Genomic DNA, 22,658 nt, shown 5'->3' on the forward strand with positions numbered 1-22,658 from the left:
TATGTTAAGTAGAGTAGCATCAAGCTTATATTGGTTAAGTAGATATGTGGAGCGCAGTGATGGAATGTTGCGCATGTTGAAGATAAATTACGCATCCTCTCAAGATACTATTCAGGAATTTACCTGGAAGCCAGTGATCAGAATTTTTTCTGCTGATGATGAAAATGAACTGCTGAATATTCAACACGATAGCAGGGCGGTAATTGAATATTTATTATTGAATAGAGAAAATCCGAATTCGATTTTAAATATAGTAACGTTAGCCAGGGAAAATGCAAGAAGTGTTCAAGAGCACATACCAAAAGATTTATGGCAATGTTTAAACGAATATTACCACACCGTAAAGGATGAAAAACTCTTATGGTACGTACAAAAAGATGATCCTATTACCGCACTAGATATCCTGATTAAACAAGTAATGCTTTATCACGGAACGGCAGATAGCGCTATGGAACGTGGCGAAAGCAGAAGTTTTATGAAAATTGGCAAACACCTGGAGCGAAGTATTCAGTCGATTGATATTCTGGATATTAAGTTTAGTTCCATCAGTGATAATCCAGATTTATTAACCGATATTGCTTATTGGAAACATTTACTTTTATCGCTGGGTGGGTATGAACTTTACCTGAAAACCTATCGCCAGGGCTTTGATGCAAAGAATATCATAGAATTAGTGATGTTAAACAACGACTTTCCAAGATCGGCCCTTTATTCGATGCACAATATCGAAAGGTACTTTAGCCGTTTAAAAAGTGAAAGTAACATCGAACACTACAACAATTTATCCTTTAAAATCGGAAGATTGAAAAGTATGATTACTTATAGTTCGGTAAATACCATGGAAGAAGAGCAGCTTCACACCTATTTAACAGAAATAAGAGCCGAACTTTTTGGCATCGGAAACTTGTTAAATGAATATTATTTCGCAAATTCATAAACATTTAAATAATCATCCCGATTAATAAATTAAATAGAAATAACAATATGCCAATTTTTAAAATCAAACATATTACCAATTACAAATATGAATTGCCAGTTCGGGATAGCGCAAACCAGATTATTTTATTTCCGATAAAAGATGATTTCCAAAAGGTTGTTAAACACGACTTAAACATCTCTGGTAGCCCAGAAATAGAAATTTTCATTGATTATTATGGAAATGAGGTTGGAACTTTTACGCAGAATGAACCGCATACGCAACTCAAGATTTTTTCAAAGGTGAGCGTAGAAACTTTCCCAAAACCGCTTCCGCAGGATGATATGTTTAGCAGTGAACAATGGAATAGTTTAGATGCGATAAAATATGAAGTGCCTTACATCGATTATTTGAGACAAGAATCTTTCGATGGAATTATTCAGCTTAAAGAAACAGCACTTAGCATAAAAACAACTGACGATACACCCTACCAAACCGCAATCAAATATTGCGAACATGTATTCAACAATTACGAATACATTAAGGGAATTACAGCTGTCGATACCACAATCGATGAAATCCTTAAATTAAAAGCTGGCGTTTGTCAGGATTTTGCACATGTTTTAACGGCCATGTTACGTTTAACAGGAATTCCTGCTCGTTATGTTAGTGGGTATATTTGCCCCAACAGAGATGGAATGCGTGGCGAAGGCGCAACCCATGCTTGGGCAGAAGCTTATCTACCAGAATACGGTTGGTTAGGCTTGGATCCTACAAACAACTGCATTGCCAATGATAAACATGTTCGTTTGGCCGTAGGAAGAAACTTTACCGATTGTTCGCCTGTAAAAGGTGTGTATAAAGGTGGTTTCGAGCATATTATGGAAGTTAATGTTTCCGTTGGATACAATGATGAGGATTTTAATGATAACGAAAGTTATTTTCAACCAAAAGAGGTAAATTATCCTAAACCATCGGGTTTAACTACCAGTGTGCGAAAACAAAATAGCTATCAGCAATACATGGAGGCCATGCAACAACAACAGCAGCAACAACAATAACCAGGATTTACAAGATTTAAGGATAAGGCAGGATCAATTGCTTTATCACAAAGTCATCTGGTGAATTGTTGCATTTTGCTCATATTCATCCGATGACTTTTAGTTTAATAACAAAATCAAAACATGAATAAAATTAAAATAGGATTTTTTGTAACGCTAAGTATCGTTGCTTTTTCTAGCTGCAAGGAAGAAAACAAAAAATCGGCAAGCCTTGGTCCTATCGAGCCACAAGCTATAAAATCTCACATCGCTGTATTAGCTGATGACTCTTTACAAGGCAGAAAACCGTTCACTATTGGCGAAACCAAGACTGTAAATTACATTTCTACTGAATTTAAAAAGTTGGGCATTGAGCCAAGCAATGGAGATAGCTACATTCAAAAAGTGCCAATGGTGGAAGTTACCTCTACCCCATCAGAAAATATGGAAATTACGGGTACTAAGGGAAATTTAACCTTTAAGGCTGTAAAGGATTTCGTGGCATTTACGCGTAGGGAGCAAGATACTATCCAATTGAAAAATTCCCCTTTGGTATTCGCAGGTTATGGGATTGTAGCGCCAGAATTTAAATGGAACGACTATAAAAATCTAGATGTAAAAGGAAAAACCGTTGTCGTTTTAATTAGCGACCCTGGTTTTAAGGCAAATGATAAAACCGTTTTTCGTGGAGACACGATGACTTATTACGGTCGCTGGACTTACAAATTTGAAGAAGCCGCCAGACAAGGTGCGGCTGGCATTATCATTATCCATCAAACGGAGCCCGCAAGTTATGGCTGGCAAGTAATCACTAGCAGCAATACAGGTTCTAGGCTGTATTTGCAAGCTGCAGACAAACACAAATCGAGGTGCAAATTGGAAGGCTGGATGACCGAGGAAGCGGCAACTAAATTGTTAACTAGTAATGGCATAACAGGCGATATTCGTGCCTATTCCCGCAAAAAAGATTTCAAAGCAGTAGCATTAAACCAATCCGTTACCGTTGGCTTAAGTAATAAATACAAATATTCAACTTCTCAAAACATCATCGGGAAAATAACGGGTAGCAAACGTCCAGATGAAACCATAATTTATACAGCCCATTGGGATCACCTTGGTATTGGCAAGGCCATTAACGGAGATTCTGTTTATAACGGCGCTGTAGATAATGCAAGTGGAGTAGCTTCTATGCTGGCCATTGCCAAAGCTTTTAAAGATTCAAAGGAAAAGCCAGAACGATCAATTATATTTTTGGCAGTAACCGCTGAAGAACAAGGTTTATTAGGTTCTGAATATTATTCGTTAAATCCAATTTATCCACTAAACAAAACGGTTGCCAATTTAAATATGGATGCTTTAGGTTTTTATGGTGAAACAAAAGATATCTCCATTAAAGGCAAGGGGCAAAATGAAGTGGAAGATTATATTCTTGACATCTTAAACAAAAACAATCTGGATGCTGTTGGCGATACCCGACCAAGTGCAGGAAGTTATTACCGATCAGATCATTTCAATTTTGCAAAACTTGGCGTACCCGCTATTGATATCGTTAATGGTATTACCAGCAAGGAACACGGAGCTGAGTGGGGAAAACAGCAGAAACAAGATTATAACGAAAAGCAATATCACCAACCATCAGATAATTATTCAGCACAAATGAATGCAGATGGAATTACACAAATTGCTAATATCCTATTCAATGTTGGCCTAAAATTAAGTAATGAATCTACTTTTCCAAACTGGAAGCAAGGATCAGAGTTTAAGGAAGCAAGAGATAAATCGATGGGAAAATAATTCAGTTGGCAGTTATCAGTTGGCAATGTAAAGTTACTAACGCTAATATGCAGTTTGCTTATTAGCGTTAGTAACTTTTTTTTTAAATTAAAACCGAAAACTACAAATTGAAAACTGCTAACTGATATAGTTTTTTTTCCTAAATTTGCGCCCTTTACAAATAACAATATGATTAAGAGACAGCAAATTAAAGATTTATTAAAATCGACAGCATTCGACACAGAAGTAACGGTTATGGGATGGGTTAGAACTTTCCGTAATAATCAGTTTATTGCTTTAAACGATGGTTCTTGCATGGGCAATATCCAAGTTGTAGTTGATTTTAATAATTTACCAGAAGAGCTGTTGAAGAGAATAACTACTGGTGCGGCTATTTCTGCGACAGGAAAATTAATAGAATCTTTAGGAAAAGGTCAATCTGTTGAAATTAAAGCGACAACTGTAGAAATTTTAGGCGATAGTGATCCAGAAAAATTTCCTTTGCAACCAAAGAAACACAGTCTGGAATTCTTACGTGAGATTGCGCACTTGCGTTTCCGCACCAACACTTTCAATGCAGTTTTTAAGGTTCGCCATGCTTTAGCTTTTGCAATACACCAATTTTACAATGATCGTGGTTTTGTTTACATGCACACGCCTGTAATTACCGCAAGTGATGCAGAAGGTGCTGGTGAAATGTTTAAGGTTACCACTTTGGATTTTGATAATACACCACGCACTGAAGATGGTAAAGTAGATTTCTCTCAAGATTTCTTCGCTCGTGCAACAAACTTAACCGTTTCTGGTCAGCTGGAAGGTGAGCTAGCGGCAATGGCTTTCGGACAGATTTATACTTTCGGACCAACATTCAGAGCTGAGAATTCAAACACGACCCGTCACTTGGCTGAGTTTTGGATGATTGAACCTGAAGTTGCCTTTGCAGATTTAGAAGATAACATGCAGCTTGCAGAAGACATGATGAAGTATGTAATTAAATATGCTTTGGATAACTGCAAAGATGAATTGGAATTCTTAAACACTCGTTTAGCGGAAGAAGACAAACAAAAACCACAAAACGAACGCAGCGAATTTAGTTTGTTAGAGAAACTAGATTTCTGTTTAACTAACGAGTTTGAGCGTTTAACATATACCGAAGCGATTAGAATTTTAAAATCTTCGAAACCCAACCAAAAGAAACAATTTAAATATCTAATTGATGAATGGGGAGCAGATTTACAAAGTGAACACGAACGTTATTTAGTAGAGAAACATTTTAAAAAACCAGTAATCTTAACCGATTATCCTGCTGATATTAAATCTTTTTACATGCGCCAAAATGAACCGGATGCTGAGGGCAGACAAACTGTTGCAGCGATGGATATTTTATTCCCAGGCATTGGTGAAATGATTGGTGGTTCACAACGTGAGGAACGGTTAGACCGTTTGACCAAACGTATGGAACAAATGAATATTCCACAAGATGAACTTTGGTGGTATTTAGATACTCGTCGTTTTGGTTCGGCACCACACGCTGGTTTTGGTTTAGGCTTCGAACGTTTGGTGTTATTCGTTACCGGCATGACCAACATTCGTGACGTAATTGCTTTCCCCCGTTTTCCTAAAAATGCTGAATTTTAATGTAAGCTGAAAGGATAAAGTTTAAAGACCAAAGGTAAATAGCAAAAAAAAGGCCATTCAGTTTCAAATTTGAATGGCTTTTTGGTTTGATGAAAATCCTGTTATAAAATTTGCTAGCAAAACTTTGATAGTAGCACAAACTGATTGCTTTAAAACTGGTTGCAGCGGTATCCTTTTTGGCTTACCTTTAAAACTATAGAAAAGAGCCAAAAAGATTTAGCGGAAAACAGGACTAACACTCATCAAAATGCCGAACCCTGATTTCCAAATTAATCTTGAAAATCACAAAATCCTTAAATCCTGATCATAAAGAAAGGAAGCAGAAAATTCTAATTTCTTACCTTAAACTAATCATTACCTCATATTTTCATTCGCAAGAAAAAGATCCTCAACTTCCAAATCAATTTGATCTTGAAAATCAAAAAATCCTTAAATCCTGATCACAAAAAAGGGAAGCAGAACTAAGTTCTACCTCCCTACCTTAAACTAAACATTACCTAATCAATAATGTGAATATTTTGGTTTTTATAATTTGAAACCTGGTTTTATGAATAGATTTGCAATAGTAACTACATCAGCAGTTGCTAAAGGCTCATCGAAACATTCAACAGCTGCAGCTCTTGTTACAGCAGTACCATTGATGCCAGTAATAGTGATACCAGCTTGAACATCAAGGTTTTCACCTGCATATACAGCATCAACTGCTGATACACCTGTATCATTTGATTGTGTTGCTGAACCTGTAATCCAAGGTTTAATTGTTGCACCGTTTGCAGCTAACATTTGACGAATGTGTGATGCGTGACGAGCTTCTACTGAGTGAATTTGTAATGCCGTTGTTAAAACTGATAAGCCTTTCAATACAGTTGCTTGACCTTTGTATGCTCTTACACCTGTATCTTCGAAACCACATGCTACTTTTAAGAAAGTTACATAATCAGAGTATACAGTTGGGAAAGTACCACCAGCGGTAAAATCTGTCATTGCATAAGTAATTTCAGTTCTTGCAGCTGCACCCAATGCACCTTTTAGTAGGTTAACGTGGGCCAATTCATGATCGCGAATTGTTGTAATTGCTGCCAATGGAGCGCCAGCAGGGATAGTTAATGTTGGTGCTGCTACTAATGCATGATTGTAAAAGTGATACTCTAAATACTCTAATGAAAGGGCGAAATTTAAAGTATTAACAACAGCAGGTGGTAAAGTTTGTCCGTATGCTTTATTAAACATCGAACCTAAAGCTAATGGAGCAGCAGCTAAAGCAATCTTTTTACCCATTGAGTAAAAATCTTTCATTGCTGATCTTCTTGGGCTTAATCTCTCATAGATTTCGCCATCAACTTTTTCTATTTCTTCTAATATATTTACGATATTCATGTTTTCTCTAGTTTAAGATTATAAATTGATTACGTTGATTTTGGTTTTAACATATTTACCAGCAATTGCTAAAACTTTATCTGGTGTTAAAGCTGCGTCTAATCCGCCAGCTACACTTGCACCTAATGATGTTAATGAATTTAAATCTGCGAATGTTCCGTTAGAGATAATGTCTCTGATATAAGCCGCATGACGAGCTTCTACCGATACGATTTTACCTGCTAAAACTAAATAAGCATCAGTTTTAATTCTAACACCAGCTCCATTGTAAGCAGCTACACCTAAATCTTCGAAAGCCATTGCTGCTCCTAAAACACTAGTTGCACTAGTAAAATCAATTGTAGAAAAATCAACCTCTAAACTTCCAATTGCTGCTGTACCTAAAGCATTTTTGAAAAATTCTCTGTGTGCAACTTCATGGAATTGAATATCCTGAAAGTAAGCTTTTTGAGCTGTTGAGAATGATGATGGTGGTGCAGATGCAACTCTTACATAAAATGCTGCCTCTAATTGTTCTAATGCATAAGCATAGTTTAATACACCAAAATCATCTTTAAAATCTAGCGTTGCACCTGTAGATGGAACTGCTGGGAAGTTGCGATCTTTTCTGCAACCTGCTGCAACTAATGCAATACCTGCAGCACTAGCACCAGCGTACTGAAGAAATGATCTTCTTCCTACGGTGCTGTTAAATAAACGTTCATCTTGAAGTTCACTTTTTGTTTCTAGTTCATTGTTTTTCATAGTCATCTATGTTTTAAGGTTTTTTGATTCCGTTTGGTGATACATACGTGACAATTCTAAGGCTGGATTTTTCTTTTTACATTTTTTTTTATAAAGCGATTTTAATACATTCACAAACCTGTAAATATGACCACACTTAAAGCCATAATTGTTGATGATGAGGAGTTTGCACGATCATCGTTGTTTTTTTTATTGCAACAAAACTGTCCGGAGGTAGAAATTACTGGAATAGCCAGATCTGTGGCCGAGGCTAAGGATATTTTAGACCATCATACCATCGATTTAATTTTCTTGGATATAGCTATGCCTGGCGGAAATGGTTTCGAACTGATACCCGACGCCCAAAAGCAAAATGCTGCCGTAATTTTCACCACCGCTTACGATCAATATGCGCTTAAAGCCATCAAGGCAAATGCACTCGATTACCTCTTAAAACCCATTGATATCGATGAGCTGAAGATTGCGGTTGAAAAAGTTTCTCAACACATTAAGTTATTTAAGAACCAAAGTGGAAATGATGAACGGATAAGCAACTTGGCTTCAAGCCTTAATTCGAGAGCAGAAATAAGAAAACTTACTTTGCCGTACGGACAAGGATTTAAGATGATTGATGTTGATGACATTATCTATATCGAGGCCGACAGCAATTATTCTGTTGTGCATTTAAGTAATGAGGATAAAATTACCGTTTCTAAGGTATTAAGGGAGTTTGAAGAGTTGCTACCGACAGAACAATTTGTTAGGATACATAAATCGAGCATCATAAATCTTAATCATTTAAAGGAATACAATTCTAAAAATGGCTTGCAGGTTTTTTTAAAGAATGGGGAAAGCATCAACATTTCTAGGAGAAGAGCAAGTGATTTTTTTGAGAAAATAAAATTATTTACCAAAGCAGGCAGTGATCATTAATCTGATAAAAACAGAAAGGAAATTAAGCATTAAAGCTACATTTAAGCAAAGCTTGAAGTACACTTTTATTGCCTTTTTATTTTCGACTTCGATTTTTTATACTGCTCAACAAGCTGCTGCCCAAACTACTTACCTCCCCCACTACACTTCCAAAAACGGGTTGGCCAGCAATAACTGTTATTTCATTTTACAGGATAAGAAAGGCTTTATCTGGATTGCTACCGATAACGGATTGAGTCGTTTTGACGGAACCAATTTTCAAAATTTTACCATTGAAGATGGTTTGCCCGATACCCAAATCCTACAGATGAAAGAAGATAACCAAGGCAGAATTTGGTTCTTCGCATTAAACGGACAGTTAAGCTATTTAAAGGATGGAAAGTTCTACAATAAGGATAATGATGACTTGTTGAGAAAATTAAGTTTAAACACCGTAATTGTTTCCTTTTTAATGGATAAATCAGGAAGAATTTGGTTAGGAACAAACTCCAATATTATTGTTTGTTACGATGGAAAAACAATTAAAAAATATGTTTCTCCAAATACAAATGATAAATTCATTAATGCTTTTATTCATGAGGATGAGCAAGGAAATATTTTTGCCTACAGCGATCAAAGCGTTCAAAAGTTTGATGGCAAAACATTTTCATTAATCAAATCTCAGGTACAACCGCTGTCTTACATGACGGCCATTAACACAGCCAACAAATCGCTTCTATATTTAGATAAAAGTGGATTGAAAGAGTTTTCAAGAGGAAAAATCAATAACCTCATCTCAATTCCACAGAATTTGATAAAAAATATGTCGGGGTATTTTTACTACGACAATAAAACAAAAGAAGTTTGGATAGCTAATGCAAATGGGGCATTCGCTTTGGATAAAAGTGGGAAAACAATTCAATACCTTCAAGACATTTCTGTAAATCAGGTGATAAAAGATAGCAACCAAAATATGTGGTTTGCTACCAATGTGGGCATTTATATGTTGCCGAACTTAAACAATAGGTTGTCGATAATTGATGCAGAATCTGGCCTAAGTAGCAACGTTATTAAAAGCATTACAAAAGATGGCAAAAACAGACTTTGGCTAGGTACGGATGATGCCGTAATTGATGTTTTGACGATTAATAATTATCAGGTTTCTGAAATTGGCTTGGATGATTTCAAAAAATACAAGACGATAAAACAACTTACTTTCGATTCGAAAAATCAATCCATTTATTTCTCCTCTGATTATGGAATGGGCGTTTTTAAGAACATCTACAAAAGTACAGGCGATGTAAATTACCTGAAAGAAGCGAACAATTCCATGTTCGTAATTAAGCATTTTAGCTTGGGCAGAAATAACGATCACCTAGCATTGGCATTATCTTCAGGAGTGGTTTTTTTAGCCGACAGAACTAATAACCTCAATTTTAACTCGTTAAAATACAAGGAAAAAGAAGACTTTTTTAAGGATCGATCCTATCATGTTTTTTATGATCGTGATGATAACTTATGGTTTTCTAACATCAATGGATTATCTCAATTCAGTGATGGAAAATTGATTAAACATTTTGAAAAGCATCCATTATTAACCAAAAGGATAAACGATATCCAGCAATTAGAAGATGGTACTTTAATTTTAGCTACCGATGGTTATGGATTGATCTTTTACAAAAACAATCAGATTACAAAACAAATTACCCAAAAAGACGGCTTAACAAATAATATCTGCACTAAGCTATTTATCAAGAACGGTGAAATTTGGGTATTAACCAATAAAGGCGTAAATAAAATTACTAACTACCCAACTAAGCCGAGTGTTGCCAACTTCGATTACGGAAAAGATCTTTTAAGTGATGATATCAACAGTTTATTTATTGATGATAGTACAGCGTATTTTGCCACAAATAAAGGTCTGATTTTATTTAAATACAATAATAAAAACATCAGTAGAAATCTGCCGAAAGTTTATGTTACCTCCATCATGAAAGATAGTGAGCGATTGCCCATTAACCAAAGCAATTTTACTTTCGAAACCGGAAATAATACAATACTGTTCACTTTTAGTGCAGTAGATTTTACCACCAGCGACATCACTTACAGATACCGTTTAAATGAAAACTCTGCCTGGGTGGAAACCAGAACAAGGAGGTTGGATTTTTCATCGTTACAATCGGGCGATTATGTTTTCGAAGTAAGTGCGAAAAGCCAAAATGCGAATTGGGGTCCATCGGCTAAAATTTCCTTTACTATTAAAAAGCACTTTTGGCAAAGCTTATGGTTCCTCTCTATTTTGATTTTACTCGTGGCTTACATTTTCTATAAAGTTGCAGTGTACATCACCAGAAAACAAAAAGATAAGGAACAAGAGCAATTATTGGTTAAAAACAAGGTTTTAATGCTCGAGCAACAAGCATTGCAAGCCATGATGAATCCTCATTTTGTATTCAATGTGATGAACTCTATTCAACATTATATTAATACTCAAAATACAGCTTCGGCAAATAAAGTATTAACAGGCTTTGCCAAATTGATTAGGAAAAACCTGGAAATTTGTACCAAGAGTTATATTTCTTTGGAGGAGGAATTGGAATATCTAAATCTCTACCTCAAGCTAGAGAAAAACCGCTTTGGCGATAAATTAAAATACGTTTTCTCTATTGATGAGGAGATTGATAAAGAAGAAACCTTTATTCCATCGATGCTTTTACAGCCTTATGTAGAAAATGCAATCTGGCATGGCATTATGCCAAAGGAAACTGGCGGAGAAATTCATATCAATTTTAAATTATTAGATGAACATTATTTGAATATTGAAATTATTGATAATGGAATCGGAATTGAGAATTCATTAAGGGATAAAAAAGAAACACACATTAGCAAAGGAATGCAACTTACCAAAGAGCGCTTAAACCTTTTAGGACAGATTGGAGCAAAACCAATACACTTGAATGTAACACAAAACACGACAAATGGCACAACTGTATCCATTTCTATACCGTTAAAATAAAGATTTTACCGTTTACTCAATTATTGATACCACTTACTAAATAGAACTTACACTACGTTGTGTTTAGCCTTAAACTTGTGTTAGAAATAAACGATAGTGTTTATCAAAACGTTCTTATAGAATTGATATAGATATTTAATAACCTAACCTAAAACTATATCTTAATTCAGGTTTCATTTGTGTGTTAAGAAGCGGTCTTGTTTTTAAAAAGCGAGACCGCTTTTTTGTGCCCAAAAATTATATTTTTGTATATGCCCAAAAAGAACCTCACAAGGCACATTGAAGCCCTCATTTTCTCATCAGTTCAAAGTATTAATGTTCAAGAAATTATACTTGCCTTAAACGCCGTGTTTGAGGAAGAACACATAGAAAGTCAAATATTCGAGAGTCTAGATTTGATAAAAGAAAAATACAACCGTGATGATTCTGCAATAGAATTGGTTAACCTCAACAAAGGATATCAGTTTTTAACCAAAAAAGAATACCATGAAACTGTAAATCAGCTTCAACTACATCGCTCGAAGAAAAAATTAAGTCAGGCAGCGATGGAAACATTAGCCATTATTGCTTACCGCCAACCCATTACCAAGCTCGAGATAGAACAAATTCGGGGAGTAAATTCCGATTATTCGGTTCAGCGTTTATTGGAAAAGGAATTAATTAGTATCGACGGAAAAGCCGAAACACCTGGCCGTCCCATCCTATACAGCACAAGCTCACTTTTTATGGATTATTTTGGCTTGAACAACTTAAACCAGCTTCCGCAGCTGAAAGATATAGCCAAAGAAGAAAATTCAATTGGAGAAAGTGTTGAGTAGAATAATTTAATTTATTTGGCTTCAGGTTGTTATTAAAAAAAGTTTTTATGTATTTTTAAACTATAAAAGCAATTTTTATTTTTGTGATATGAAAGCGCCAAAGAAACTCCCTACAAAGCCGACTACCAAAAAACAGGTAGATGAAGATGATGATCTTGAAGATGACGACGTTCAAACAACGAAAACGAAATCGCAAGATGATGATGATGACGACGATTTTGATTTACCGTTAGATGATCTAGATAATTTCGATAATTTTGATGATGACGACGAAGATTATTAATCATTAAAAAAAACTATATATTTGAAAAAGCATCCCTCCGTTTGGTAGGATGCTTTTTAATTTTAAAATCTGCCCATGCAAATTATTTCAGTAAGCAATTCATCTTTAAAAAAAGACTTTCTAGATACGCCTAAAATTCTTTATAAAAACGATAAAAACTGGATCTGTCCATTGGATAGTGAAGTGGAAAATGTTTTCGATCCAAAGAAAAATAATTTCTTTAGTCATGGAAAATGCACCCGTTGGGTTTTAAAAGATGATTCTGGTAAGCTTATCGGACGTGTAGCTGCTTTCATTAATGATAAAAAAGCAACAAACTACGAACAACCAACTGGCGGAATGGGTTTCTTTGAGTGTATTGATGATGAAAAGGCAGCTTATCTATTGTTTGATACGGCAAAAGATTGGTTGGCAGAAAATGGAATGAAAGCTATGGATGGACCAATTAATTTCGGAGAGAACGATTCTTTCTGGGGGCTATTGGTTGAGGGTTTTACGCCACCATCTTTCGGTATGAATTATAATTTCCCTTACTATAAAAAGTTTTTTGATGATTATGGTTTCGTTACCGAATACGAACAATTAACCAATCATATCAACCTTACCATTCCTTTTCCTGAGCGCTTTACCAAAATTGCAAACTGGGTAAGAAATAAACCTGGCTATACTTTTGAATATTTCGACAAGAAAAACTCAGAAAAGTATATTAAGGATTTGATGGAAATTTATAACGATGGCTGGCAGGATTTTGAAAACTTCGTACCTATAAAAAAGGAAACACTCGAAGAAAGTTTCAAAAGTATGGAACCCATTATGGATGAGCATTTAATTCAATTTGCTTACTTTAACGGCGAGCCAGCATCATTTGTAGTGCTTATTCCCGATGCTAACCAAATGATTAAGGGCTTTGATGGGAAATTAGGTTTGATAGAAAAACTGAAATTTGCATATCGCCGTTGGGTCGGTGTTACCCGAATGCGGGCTATTGTGATGGGCACAAAACCAAAATTCCAAAAGCATGGACTGGAATCCGTTCTTTTTATCAGCCTAGGAGAATATGTACTTCCTAAAAATCAATATAAGGAATTGGAATTAAGTTGGGTGGGCGATTTTAATGAACAAATGATTGCTATTCATAAAGCTACAGGTGCAACATTTGGAAAAAAGCATTTAACTATGCGTAGGGTCTTTCCGCAGATTTAAGGAGAAAGGAGTGCAGATTTAAGGGGATTTTTAAGGCTTGAGTAAATATCTTCTTAAATCTGCGGGTTTAAACCCCATAATTTGCAGGAAAAAACTACATCCCTAATTTATCATATAAATCAATAACCTTTTTACGAAGTTTATTGATCGCTTCATCTTTTTCTAGCAATTCTTTTTTCAAAGCTAAAAGTTCTTCAGAAGATGATGATTGATCTGCATCTCCTAAAATCAATTGCATTACGGGAATTTTAAAGGTTTTAGATATTTGCAACAAACGAGAAATATTCAAATCTGTTTGTCCGGTTTCTATTTTGCAAAATGCTGGCGTAGAAATATTAAGCTTTTTAGCGGCAGCTGCCTGACTTAAACCAAGCGCTACCCTACTTTTTTTAATATTCTCTCCAATGCTTTTCATTAATAATAATACTTAAAAATCTGCGAATCTGTGGCTTACTTACCTTGGTAATTCAGCCGCCAATTCTGGCAAATCGAAACCTGCGTAATTACCAGAACTCATCATTAGCAGATTAGCATTTTTATAATTTAAACTCAGTAGATAAGCCTTTAACTTATCCGCATCATTAAAGAATTTTAATTTTGGATTGGCAAATGCCTCTTGAACATCATTTTCAGAAAATGGCTCCATGCGCTTTTGCTCAAATGATTTTAAATCGATAAAAACAATTGCTTCATCCGCTTTGTCCATCGCTCCAGCATATTCCTTTAAGAAATCTTTATTCAAGCTGCTAAAAGTATGCAACTCAATGCAAGCAATAAGTTTTCTATCAGTAAATTGTGCTTTTACGGCCTCAATTGTAGCTTTTAACTTAGATGGAGAATGAGCAAAATCCTTATAAACATTGGTAAATTCGTCAGCAGATATTACCTCTAAACGTTTCGCCGCACCTGTAAATGAGGCAATGGCAGTATCAAATTCAGCTGCACTAATTTTTGATTCTTCGCAAACTAATTTCGCAGCATTCAAGTTCATTAAATTATGATCTCCAAAAACACCTAAAGCAGTTTTTTCGGGAAGCAAATAGGTAATGCCGTTTATAATTTCATGCGCCGGGATTCCGTAACCAATTTTTCTAATCTTTACTGTAGAGTTTTGAGCGATTTCATTTAAATCTGCATCAACTTGGCAATAAATCAATGTTCCATTTTCCGTAATGGTATCTATAAACTTGTCAAACTGTGATGTATAATCTGCGTAGGTAGGAAACACATTGATATGATCCCAAGCTATACCGCTAATAACGGCAACATTTGCTTTGTATAGATGAAATTTTGGTCTTCTATCAATTGGTGATGATAAATACTCATCGCCCTCAATAATCATTATTGGAGCTTCTTCAGTTACCTTTACCATGGTTTCGAAACCGGCCAATTGTGCACCAACCAAATAATCGAAATCGCGATTGTAGTAATTCAAGACATGCAGAATCATACTGGTTATTGTCGTCTTTCCGTGACTACCACCAATTACAACACGTAATTTATCTTTACTTTGCTCGTAAATATATTCAGGGTATGAATATATTTTAATGCCTAATTCTTGGGCTTTCAGCAATTCTGGATTATCAATTCTGGCATGCATGCCTAAAATAACTGCATCAAGATCTGTAGAAATACGATTTTCATTCCAGCCCATTTCCGCAGGCAGCAAACCATATTTATCTAAACGAGATTTTGCCGGCTCAAAAATTACATCGTCAGATCCTGTAATTTGATAACCTTTTTTATGTAAAGCGATGGCTAGATTGTGCATTGCACTTCCGCCAATTGCTATAAAATGTATGCGCATGCTTTAAAATGATTGAATTTTGATTGATAAAATGAGTGAATGGTTGATTGCAAAAATGAATCATTCACTCATTCAAAACTTACTTACTAATATTTTTCAAATTGAGCAGCTACCCAATCTCCATTCTGTTTGTGGTCGATATAATGGATCTCGTGTTTTGCACATTCGGCAGTAATCATACTTAAATCTGGATCCAAATAGAAACCACTGAAGAAAATTTTCCCTTCAGATTTTAAAACCTCAGCATAACGACCGATCTGATCTAACAGAATATTACGATTAATATTCGCAAAAATCACATCGTATTCTTCGTTAGGAATCACTTCTTTACTTCCGCAAAGCGCTTTAAGATTAGTCACCTTATTTAATGCCGCATTTTCTAAAGCGCTTTCATAACAGATATCATCGTAATCGATGGCCATTAAATTTTTAGCGCCGAGTTTGGCCGCTAGAATTGCCAAAATTCCAGTACCGCAGCCCATATCCAAAATGTTTTTATCTTTCAAATCGGCAGCTAAAATATACTGCATCACCATCGTTGTAGTTTGATGGTGGCCTGTGCCGAAAGCCATTTTTGGATCGATTACAATTTCATAAGGATATGATGGTTGAGGTTCGTGAAAAGTTGCCCGAACGTAACAAACATCATCAATAATCAAAGGACTAAAGTTTTTCTCCCATTCGGCATTCCAATTTTCATCGGCAACATCCTCTAAATTATAATCCGTTGTAAAATCTTCAGCATGAATCGCCAATAAATCTTTCAAGGCTTGCTCAGAAAAATTCTCCTTAATTACGAAAGCCGTAAAACCACTTTCAGAATCTTCGAAAGTATCGAATCCTAAATCTGCAAGATCGCTGATGAGCAAATCTTGTTGAAAGTTTTCGATGCTTTCGAACTTAAATACTGCTTTTATGTATTGCATTAGCTGTTTAAAGCTTTGATAATATCTGTAAAATCACGAGATTTTAATGATGCACCGCCAATTAATCCGCCATCAATATCTTTTTGAGCGAATAAACTTGCTGCGTTACCAGGGTTACAACTTCCACCGTATAAAATTGTGGTATCATCAGCAACATTGAAACCATAATTAGCCTCAATTTCGCTACGGATGAATGCATGAATATCTTGTGCCTGCTCTGGAGATGCTGTCAATCCTGTTCCAATAGCCCAAACTGGTTCGTAAGCAATTACAATTTTCTTAAAATTTTCTTCAGTTAGGCTGAAAACGCCATTTACCAATTGTTTTTTTAATACTTCGTAATAACTTCCGTTGTTACGCTCATCTAAAGTTTCGCCAATACAGAAAATTGGTTTCAAGTCATTTGCTAATGCAATTTTGGTTTTCGCAGCCAATAATTCATCGCTTTCAGCTTGATATTGTCTACGTTCTGAGTGACCTAAAATTACGTACTCTGTACCTACAGACTTAATCATCTTTGCAGAAATATCGCCAGTGTAAGCTCCGTTTTCTTTATCGTGAATATTTTGGGCACCGATCTTAACATCGTTACCACCCAATTTCGCTAAGCTGTTTAGATGAATAAATGGAGCGCAAATAATAGCTATCTGCTCGCCTTTACGCTCATCTTTAACCATATTTACAATTTCACTGAATAACGAAACACCTTCGTTATAGTCCAAATTCATTTTCCAGTTTCCTGCTACTATTTTCTTTCTCATTTTTATTGTTTAAGGTTGAAAAGCTGCAATGTTAGAAAGTTCCAATACTGCATTTTTTCAATCGATTTAAAATCTTCTATATTCTTTTGTTAATTCAAAAACCTTGTTTAAAATTTCTTTTTCTATGTCATCAAAAGGCAAATCTCTCCTGGCATAAACCTTTTCGGCGGTTTCAAACATCTTTACAAGGCTATAGGCTTCAAATCCTTGTGCTCCACCCCATGCAAAATCTGGAATAAAATTACGGGGAAAGCCCGCCCCAAAAACATTGGCACTTACACCAGCTACTGTTCCGGTATTAAACATAGTATTAATACCACATTTTGAGTGATCCGCCATAATTAAACCGCAAAATTGCAAACCTGTCTTACGGAAACTTTCTTGCTCATAATCCCAAAGCCTTACCTCTGCATAATTATTTTTGAGGTTCGAATTATTACTATCTGCACCAATATTACACCATTGGCCCATTACGGCATTACCTAAATAACCCTCATGACCTTTGGAAGAATAACCCCAAATTACGGCATTATTTATTTCGCCTCCAACCCTGCAATGCGGTCCAATGGTGGTGTTTGGATAAATCTTAGCACCCATTTTTACCGAAGAATCATCACATAAGGCAAAAGACCCTCGAATATTACTACTTTCCCAAACTTCGGAATTTTTACCTAGATATATTGGCCCTTGTAAACTATTAAAAACAGAACACTCGGCTTTTGCACCTTCTTCTACAAAGATATTATCCCCTAAAAAAGTATTGGTGTTGCTTAAAGTTGAAGATGTTCTGCCCTTAGTTAAAAGTTCGAAATCTTTTTTTAATTCGATTCCATTGTTCGTAAAAATATCATTAGGATAAACAATTCTAATGAAATCTCCTTCAAATTGAATTGGCTTGAATGATATAGCTACATCACGATTGTATTCACTTGCAGCATAAGCGATAATTAAATCAGCCTTTAGAAGCACCTCTCCTGCTCTTAAACCATTTACAGCTTCAAGTAGTGGCCCATCAGGACAGATAGCACCATTAATAAAAAGATTAGCATTTTTTTTTGGTGCAAACTTAATGGAAAGGTAATCTTGGGTTTGAAAGCCGAAATCTGCTTTTAAATATTTCGCCCACTTTTCGGCGATGGTTAAAATACCAGTGCGTAAATCGGCAACAGGCCTAGTAAAAGTAAGTGGACGGAGAGACGCCCAACTGGAATCATCAAATAGATTGATTGTCATAAGCAGCAAAAATAAAAAAAGTCCCGATGCTTTTGGCAAAGGGACTTTAAAAAATGCTTTTTTATTGCTAAATTATTTCTTAGCGTAACGGTTTTTGAATTTATCGATACGTCCTGCAGTATCAACCAATTTCATTTTACCAGTATAAAAAGGGTGTGAAGTATGAGAGATCTCTAATTTATAAAGAGGATACTCATTACCATCTTCCCATTTAATTGTTTCTTTAGTATCTACGCAAGATTTTGTTAAGAAAGCATATTCGTTAGACATGTCTTTGAAAACAACTGGTCTGTAGCTAGTAGGGTGCAAATCTTTTTTCATCGTGTTTTTTATTTTCTTTTAATTGTGATGAAGCTATCTCGCTAATGCTTCGATGGTTTCATTTAAATATTATTTAGTGTATTTGTGTGAAAGCACCAAGAACATTCTTGCAATTTGCTGGCAAGAATGCTTATGACATTTTCTATTAGTCTTTTCAACCTCTATTTTAGAGGATGCAAATATCCTAATTTTATTTTTGATTTACAAGAGACTAAAAGAAATATTTTAAAGTTCATTATTTTTAATCCTAATATCGAAGAGAACCTGGATTAGCCAGCTGCAAAAGTTGGTTTTCACGTGTAAGTGAAACAAAATCTTTCTCTGTAATTGTTCCAGATATTGCATCACTTTCTAAAACAACTCTCCCTTGCCCCTCTCTTATAAAATTCGAATCCGTTTCTGGATTTTTATTGGAGATACAAATTAAGCCGTACTTAAAGTTCTTAATAATCTTATTCTCTAATGTTCCTGAAATAATAATTGCGAACTCTGCAACTTTAGTATTTCTTTGAGATTTAACCTTGCCATATATGGTAAAATCATTTCCAGATCCAGAAATAGCCGTTACAATGCTTGTATCGCTTGTAGCTAGAAAGCCCCTACCTAATAGTCTTATCCCAAAATTTGCATCCTGATTAGATAAACTCAATCTTGCATCGCTGAAGCGATAACCAATAGCAAAGTCTTTAGGGATGTTGGTAGATTGCAAAATTAATGGATTGATAGCGTAATAGCCCTCAACATTTATTGGATTTACACCCGTATTTACCACCAACCCAAGCTTTTTTAGCGAGTCTAAATACTTTCCAGGAATAACATCTTGGATTTGTTTTTTTTGAATTTCTATCTTATTAATTTCATCTACTACGCTACTGTCTTTTTTACAGGATGTAAAACTGAAGCCCACAACAATGATGAATAACCATTTAATGTTTTTTGTAATTGTTTTCATGTTTTTGATTTTAGTTAATTTTCGATTTATTAACCAAAGTTGCTACATAAAAAAAGCCCTAGCAATACCACAATGTGGGATTATTAGGGCGGTGAGGAGTTAATTTGGGGTATATTTTATGATGCTGTTAAATTATTTTGAAATTGGTCGTCCAAAATAGAATGGTCTCAAAAAAAACCTTGCTGCCTTGCCTTTAATATAGCTTCAGACCTACAGGCTACGTGAAGTTTTTTATAAATATGTTTAACATGAGTACGTACAGTTTCATAACTTATAAAAGCTTTATCAGCTATACTTTTATAATTATTACCTTCTATCATTAAGGAAAGAATTTCCTTTTCCCTAACACTTAGATTAAAATCTGTTTCCTCTGGCTGTACCAACATGATATTCTGACGAACAAAAAATTGTAGCACTTTATGCGCTATTACCGATGACATGGATGCCCCACCATTGTAAACTTCCTCTAATGCCTGTAATTGCTTTAAAGGTGAATCTGTTTTCAGAATGTAACCAGAAGCGCCAGCACAAAGCGCATTAAAAATTTTATCGCTATCATTAAACACCGTTTGGATTAGCACTTTTACCTCAGGAAAGCGATCCTTAATTATTTTTGTGGCTTCTATACCGGTTCTTCCAGGCATTTCTATATCCATTAAAACCACATCCGGCTTACTAAACTGAATATCGGCCTCCACCTGATTTACATTTGGAAAGATACCAGAACAAATAAAGCCTTGCGTACCATTAATGATGGTTTGCAATGCCTCCCGAATGAGCTTGTTATCTTCAAATATGGCAACCTTGATTTCCATCCCTTATAATGTTGCGTTAAATATCTAACATATTAAAATTAAAATCTATACCCCATTAGGTGATTTTACAATTTAAAATAATAGATGTTCCAAAGCCAGAGCTATCGATGTTCAACATTGCAGCTATTTCTTTTGCTCTACTTTCCATATTGGTTAATCCATTACCCTTTCTTACTTCTTCTAACCGAAATCCCTTACCATCATCATTTAAGATTATTTTGATGTTTTTTTGTTGATTTTCTATTTCTACTTTTATTACCTTACAATCACTATACTTTACTGCATTATTTATTGCTTCTTTGCATATGAGGTAAATGTTTTTTCTTTGCTCCATTGATAGTTTTATTGTTGATAATGAGTTGGGAATTTCGAATATCAATACAATACCCTTAACAGCAGTGAGCTGTAAGGCAAAATCTTTCAATCTCTCTAAAAGTGCCAGTAAGTTATCTTCGAGTGGATTAACCGCCCAAACAATATCATTTAATTTAGCTACCATTTCTCCAGCATTATCTTTTATAATATCGAGTGAATGATTAACCTTAGTGTGTTCATTATTTTTAATCTGTTCCTTTGTAATGTAGCTGTACATTGCTATTCCACTTAGCGTAGCACCTACCTCGTCGTGTAAATCTTGACTAATTTTGCTTCTTAAATTTGCCAATCTCAATTTTTGCAGGGTATAGTAGCGATAGGCAATAAAGGCAATTACAAATGATAATAAAACAAGCAGCAATATATATAAAAGTGTATTTGCTAAACTCTGCTTATTCTTCGATTCTGCTAGCTCCAAATTGAAGATAAGTTTTTCATTTTTTAATCCAGTTAATAAAATGGTTTGTATCTGAATATTGTTTCTAGAATAGGTTGCAGTTTGAATTTGGGTTTTAAGCTCTAATGTTCTAATTAAGGCAGGCTGATCATTATACTTTCTATAGATTTTTAGCGCTGTCTCTAAGAACATTAAACTATAAAAATCATTCAGTTGAGGATATTTATCAAGCAATTTAAAGCCATTTTCAAGTTGCTTAAATGCTTCTTTTTGATTTTTTATTCTCGATTCACAATCTGCTAAACCACTATAACTGTTTAACTCTACATCGAAGTCGGTACTGGCGATTGATGTAATTCTTGTGGATTCGAAATACTTCTTTGCGCTGTCTATTTGAAGTTTCTGCAAAAACGCACTTCCAAGATTTAGGTTTGCTGTTGCCATCCCTCTTTTAGAATCTATTTCGCTTGCCTTAATTAATGATGCCCTGCTGTAAAAGATTGCGCTGTCAGATAGGTGAAGCTTTTCATAAGCTTCCGCAAGATTTCCGTAAATGTGGTGCGGTTTTGATAGCTCTATATATTGCTTTCTATATGGTGGCTGATGTGTAAACCTCAACCCTTTCTTGAAATATTTCACAGCATCTTCAAGCTTATTATTGTTCATATAGAACAATCCTATGAAATTACAAGCATCAGCAATTAACAGACTGTCATTTAAAACAACAGCAATATTTTCTCCCTTAAAAGCCTCTTGCAACCCTAATTCGTGCAAATTATTGTAATAGTAAACCTCTGCTTGGCGAGAGGTTAAGAAATAAGAAAATAATGATGGTTTACGATAACTGACTTTGAGATAAATTTTATTCAGCCATAATTGTGCTGAATCATAATGATCGGTATTCATGTAGTTATCGGCATTGTTAAACGCCTCTAAAATAAAATCGTGATCGCTCTTTATTATTTCTGAAGATGAATTTCTTTGAGCGAATACAATAGCTGGAAAAAATAACAAGAAGAGAAAGCGGTAATTCATTAAATAAAGATATAAAATTATCAAGATTAAGCGACCTAAATCACTATCAATCTGATTTATAACTTACTATATTTCTTCCAAGTTTCTATTTTCGCCAATTGCCTAGCAATGTAAGTATCGGCAATTATTTCTGCTGAACTTCGCCCCTCTGTGGTTTCTAGTAGTTCTTTTAATTTATACTGATCAACATCTGCTTTATACAGAATCTGGATTAATTTAGGAAAATCATTATCTACCAAATAAGCAAATGCGTTAACCATGGTTTCCCTTAAACGTTCTTCTGAAAGGTTTTCTTCGATATCGAAATCTTTGCTGATGATTTTAATTAGTGACACTG

21 protein-coding genes are annotated in these 22,658 nt (G+C 35.1%); 9 read left to right on the forward strand and 12 right to left on the reverse strand.

All coding sequences use genetic code 11. The annotated features are described in order from the left end of the window. Position 1: 1 nt before the first annotated feature. The 4 genes from EZ449_RS12350 to asnS all read left to right on the forward strand — a co-directional run bounded on the left by EZ449_RS12350 (position 2) and on the right by asnS (position 5,367). Positions 2 to 937, forward strand: a complete 936-nt coding sequence (locus EZ449_RS12350; protein ID WP_131559183.1) for an alpha-E domain-containing protein — start codon at positions 2 to 4, stop codon at positions 935 to 937. A gap of 47 nt (positions 938 to 984) precedes the next feature. Continuing rightward, positions 985 to 1,977: a transglutaminase family protein gene (locus EZ449_RS12355; RefSeq protein ID WP_131559185.1), complete on the forward strand. Its 993-nt coding sequence runs from the start codon at positions 985 to 987 to the stop codon at positions 1,975 to 1,977. Between the two features lie 123 nt (positions 1,978 to 2,100). Next, a complete protein-coding gene (locus EZ449_RS12360) occupies positions 2,101 to 3,750 on the forward strand; it encodes a M28 family metallopeptidase (RefSeq protein ID WP_225872304.1) in 1,650 nt (549 codons plus the stop codon). A gap of 168 nt (positions 3,751 to 3,918) precedes the next feature. Next, complete coding sequence (gene asnS / locus EZ449_RS12365) at positions 3,919 to 5,367, forward strand: asparagine--tRNA ligase (protein WP_131559187.1); 1,449 nt, start codon at positions 3,919 to 3,921, stop codon at positions 5,365 to 5,367. A 525-nt stretch (positions 5,368 to 5,892) separates the two neighbouring features. Here asnS and EZ449_RS12370 read toward each other — a convergent pair. Together EZ449_RS12370 and EZ449_RS12375 are read right to left on the reverse strand one after the other, a co-directional pair. Next, positions 5,893 to 6,744, reverse strand: a complete 852-nt coding sequence (locus tag EZ449_RS12370; protein WP_131559190.1) for a ferritin-like domain-containing protein — start codon at positions 6,742 to 6,744, stop codon at positions 5,893 to 5,895. Positions 6,745 to 6,762: 18 nt separating this feature from the next. Continuing rightward, complete coding sequence (locus EZ449_RS12375) at positions 6,763 to 7,488, reverse strand: ferritin-like domain-containing protein (RefSeq protein WP_131559192.1); 726 nt, start codon at positions 7,486 to 7,488, stop codon at positions 6,763 to 6,765. Between the two features lie 126 nt (positions 7,489 to 7,614). On the opposite strand from EZ449_RS12375, the gene EZ449_RS12380 reads away from it, so the two are divergent. The 5 genes from EZ449_RS12380 to EZ449_RS12400 all read left to right on the forward strand — a co-directional run bounded on the left by EZ449_RS12380 (position 7,615) and on the right by EZ449_RS12400 (position 13,699). Next, entirely contained in the window at positions 7,615 to 8,400 is a 786-nt protein-coding gene (locus EZ449_RS12380; RefSeq protein WP_131559194.1) for a LytR/AlgR family response regulator transcription factor, read from the forward strand. A 52-nt stretch (positions 8,401 to 8,452) separates the two neighbouring features. Beyond that, positions 8,453 to 11,395 carry a ligand-binding sensor domain-containing protein gene (locus EZ449_RS12385; protein WP_225872305.1) on the forward strand — a complete coding sequence of 981 codons (2,943 nt, stop codon included), beginning with the start codon at positions 8,453 to 8,455 and terminating at the stop codon, positions 11,393 to 11,395. A 251-nt stretch (positions 11,396 to 11,646) separates the two neighbouring features. After that, positions 11,647 to 12,213, forward strand: a complete 567-nt coding sequence (gene scpB / locus EZ449_RS12390; RefSeq protein ID WP_131559198.1) for an SMC-Scp complex subunit ScpB — start codon at positions 11,647 to 11,649, stop codon at positions 12,211 to 12,213. A gap of 88 nt (positions 12,214 to 12,301) precedes the next feature. Beyond that, complete coding sequence (locus tag EZ449_RS12395; protein ID WP_131559200.1) at positions 12,302 to 12,496, forward strand: hypothetical protein; 195 nt, start codon at positions 12,302 to 12,304, stop codon at positions 12,494 to 12,496. Positions 12,497 to 12,571: 75 nt separating this feature from the next. Further along, the gene (locus EZ449_RS12400; protein WP_131559202.1) at positions 12,572 to 13,699 is read left to right on the forward strand and encodes a GNAT family N-acetyltransferase; all 1,128 of its coding nucleotides are present in this window, start codon (positions 12,572 to 12,574) and stop codon (positions 13,697 to 13,699) included. Positions 13,700 to 13,793: 94 nt separating this feature from the next. Here EZ449_RS12400 and EZ449_RS12405 read toward each other — a convergent pair whose 3' ends face one another. The 10 genes from EZ449_RS12405 to EZ449_RS12450 all read right to left on the reverse strand — a co-directional run bounded on the left by EZ449_RS12405 (position 13,794) and on the right by EZ449_RS12450 (position 22,656). Then, a complete protein-coding gene (locus EZ449_RS12405; RefSeq protein ID WP_131559204.1) occupies positions 13,794 to 14,114 on the reverse strand; it encodes a helix-turn-helix domain-containing protein in 321 nt (106 codons plus the stop codon). A 39-nt stretch (positions 14,115 to 14,153) separates the two neighbouring features. After that, on the reverse strand, positions 14,154 to 15,506 hold the full coding sequence (locus tag EZ449_RS12410) for a UDP-N-acetylmuramate--L-alanine ligase (protein WP_131559206.1): 1,353 nt from the start codon (positions 15,504 to 15,506) through the stop codon (positions 14,154 to 14,156). Positions 15,507 to 15,592: 86 nt separating this feature from the next. Further along, positions 15,593 to 16,432 carry a 50S ribosomal protein L11 methyltransferase gene (gene prmA / locus EZ449_RS12415; RefSeq protein WP_131559208.1) on the reverse strand — a complete coding sequence of 280 codons (840 nt, stop codon included), beginning with the start codon at positions 16,430 to 16,432 and terminating at the stop codon, positions 15,593 to 15,595. Continuing rightward, positions 16,432 to 17,193, reverse strand: coding sequence for a triose-phosphate isomerase (gene tpiA / locus EZ449_RS12420; RefSeq protein ID WP_131559210.1), 762 nt, complete (start codon positions 17,191 to 17,193; stop codon positions 16,432 to 16,434). Before tpiA ends, prmA begins: the two co-directional genes overlap by 1 nt. A gap of 66 nt (positions 17,194 to 17,259) precedes the next feature. Beyond that, positions 17,260 to 18,426 (reverse strand): putative sugar nucleotidyl transferase, encoded by a 1,167-nt coding sequence (locus EZ449_RS12425; protein WP_131559212.1) that lies wholly within the window; start codon positions 18,424 to 18,426, stop codon positions 17,260 to 17,262. A gap of 72 nt (positions 18,427 to 18,498) precedes the next feature. Further along, entirely contained in the window at positions 18,499 to 18,747 is a 249-nt protein-coding gene (locus tag EZ449_RS12430; protein WP_025142617.1) for a type B 50S ribosomal protein L31, read from the reverse strand. Positions 18,748 to 18,994: 247 nt separating this feature from the next. Next, on the reverse strand, positions 18,995 to 19,699 hold the full coding sequence (locus EZ449_RS12435) for a hypothetical protein (protein ID WP_131559214.1): 705 nt from the start codon (positions 19,697 to 19,699) through the stop codon (positions 18,995 to 18,997). 167 nt (positions 19,700 to 19,866) lie between these two features. Next, positions 19,867 to 20,514, reverse strand: coding sequence for a response regulator transcription factor (locus EZ449_RS12440; RefSeq protein ID WP_131559216.1), 648 nt, complete (start codon positions 20,512 to 20,514; stop codon positions 19,867 to 19,869). Between the two features lie 55 nt (positions 20,515 to 20,569). After that, positions 20,570 to 22,321, reverse strand: a complete 1,752-nt coding sequence (locus EZ449_RS12445) for a tetratricopeptide repeat-containing sensor histidine kinase (RefSeq protein WP_131559218.1) — start codon at positions 22,319 to 22,321, stop codon at positions 20,570 to 20,572. Positions 22,322 to 22,377: 56 nt separating this feature from the next. After that, positions 22,378 to 22,656 (reverse strand): hypothetical protein, encoded by a 279-nt coding sequence (locus tag EZ449_RS12450; RefSeq protein ID WP_131559220.1) that lies wholly within the window; start codon positions 22,654 to 22,656, stop codon positions 22,378 to 22,380. Positions 22,657 to 22,658: the final 2 nt, after the last annotated feature.

This window comes from Pedobacter frigidisoli, from assembly GCF_004331675.1.
GTDB lineage: Bacteria > Bacteroidota > Bacteroidia > Sphingobacteriales > Sphingobacteriaceae > Pedobacter > Pedobacter frigidisoli.

Bases quoted from the DNA above. Each gene is read 5' to 3' on its own strand.
- scpB (WP_131559198.1), top strand. From the start codon at position 11,647: ATGCCCAAAAAGAACCTCACAAGGCACATTGAAGCCCTCATTTTCTCA.
- EZ449_RS12350 (WP_131559183.1), top strand. From the start codon at position 2: ATGTTAAGTAGAGTAGCATCAAGCTTATATTGGTTAAGTAGATATGTG.
- EZ449_RS12405 (WP_131559204.1), bottom strand. From the start codon at position 14,114: ATGAAAAGCATTGGAGAGAATATTAAAAAAAGTAGGGTAGCGCTTGGT.
- EZ449_RS12395 (WP_131559200.1), top strand. From the start codon at position 12,302: ATGAAAGCGCCAAAGAAACTCCCTACAAAGCCGACTACCAAAAAACAG.
- EZ449_RS12410 (WP_131559206.1), bottom strand. From the start codon at position 15,506: ATGCGCATACATTTTATAGCAATTGGCGGAAGTGCAATGCACAATCTA.
- EZ449_RS12435 (WP_131559214.1), bottom strand. From the start codon at position 19,699: ATGAAAACAATTACAAAAAACATTAAATGGTTATTCATCATTGTTGTG.
- prmA (WP_131559208.1), bottom strand. From the start codon at position 16,432: ATGCAATACATAAAAGCAGTATTTAAGTTCGAAAGCATCGAAAACTTT.
- EZ449_RS12445 (WP_131559218.1), bottom strand. From the start codon at position 22,321: ATGAATTACCGCTTTCTCTTCTTGTTATTTTTTCCAGCTATTGTATTC.
- EZ449_RS12370 (WP_131559190.1), bottom strand. From the start codon at position 6,744: ATGAATATCGTAAATATATTAGAAGAAATAGAAAAAGTTGATGGCGAA.
- EZ449_RS12355 (WP_131559185.1), top strand. From the start codon at position 985: ATGCCAATTTTTAAAATCAAACATATTACCAATTACAAATATGAATTG.
- EZ449_RS12430 (WP_025142617.1), bottom strand. From the start codon at position 18,747: ATGAAAAAAGATTTGCACCCTACTAGCTACAGACCAGTTGTTTTCAAA.
- EZ449_RS12375 (WP_131559192.1), bottom strand. From the start codon at position 7,488: ATGAAAAACAATGAACTAGAAACAAAAAGTGAACTTCAAGATGAACGT.
- EZ449_RS12360 (WP_225872304.1), top strand. From the start codon at position 2,101: ATGAATAAAATTAAAATAGGATTTTTTGTAACGCTAAGTATCGTTGCT.
- tpiA (WP_131559210.1), bottom strand. From the start codon at position 17,193: ATGAGAAAGAAAATAGTAGCAGGAAACTGGAAAATGAATTTGGACTAT.
- EZ449_RS12425 (WP_131559212.1), bottom strand. From the start codon at position 18,426: ATGACAATCAATCTATTTGATGATTCCAGTTGGGCGTCTCTCCGTCCA.
- EZ449_RS12380 (WP_131559194.1), top strand. From the start codon at position 7,615: ATGACCACACTTAAAGCCATAATTGTTGATGATGAGGAGTTTGCACGA.
- EZ449_RS12400 (WP_131559202.1), top strand. From the start codon at position 12,572: ATGCAAATTATTTCAGTAAGCAATTCATCTTTAAAAAAAGACTTTCTA.
- EZ449_RS12440 (WP_131559216.1), bottom strand. From the start codon at position 20,514: ATGGAAATCAAGGTTGCCATATTTGAAGATAACAAGCTCATTCGGGAG.
- asnS (WP_131559187.1), top strand. From the start codon at position 3,919: ATGATTAAGAGACAGCAAATTAAAGATTTATTAAAATCGACAGCATTC.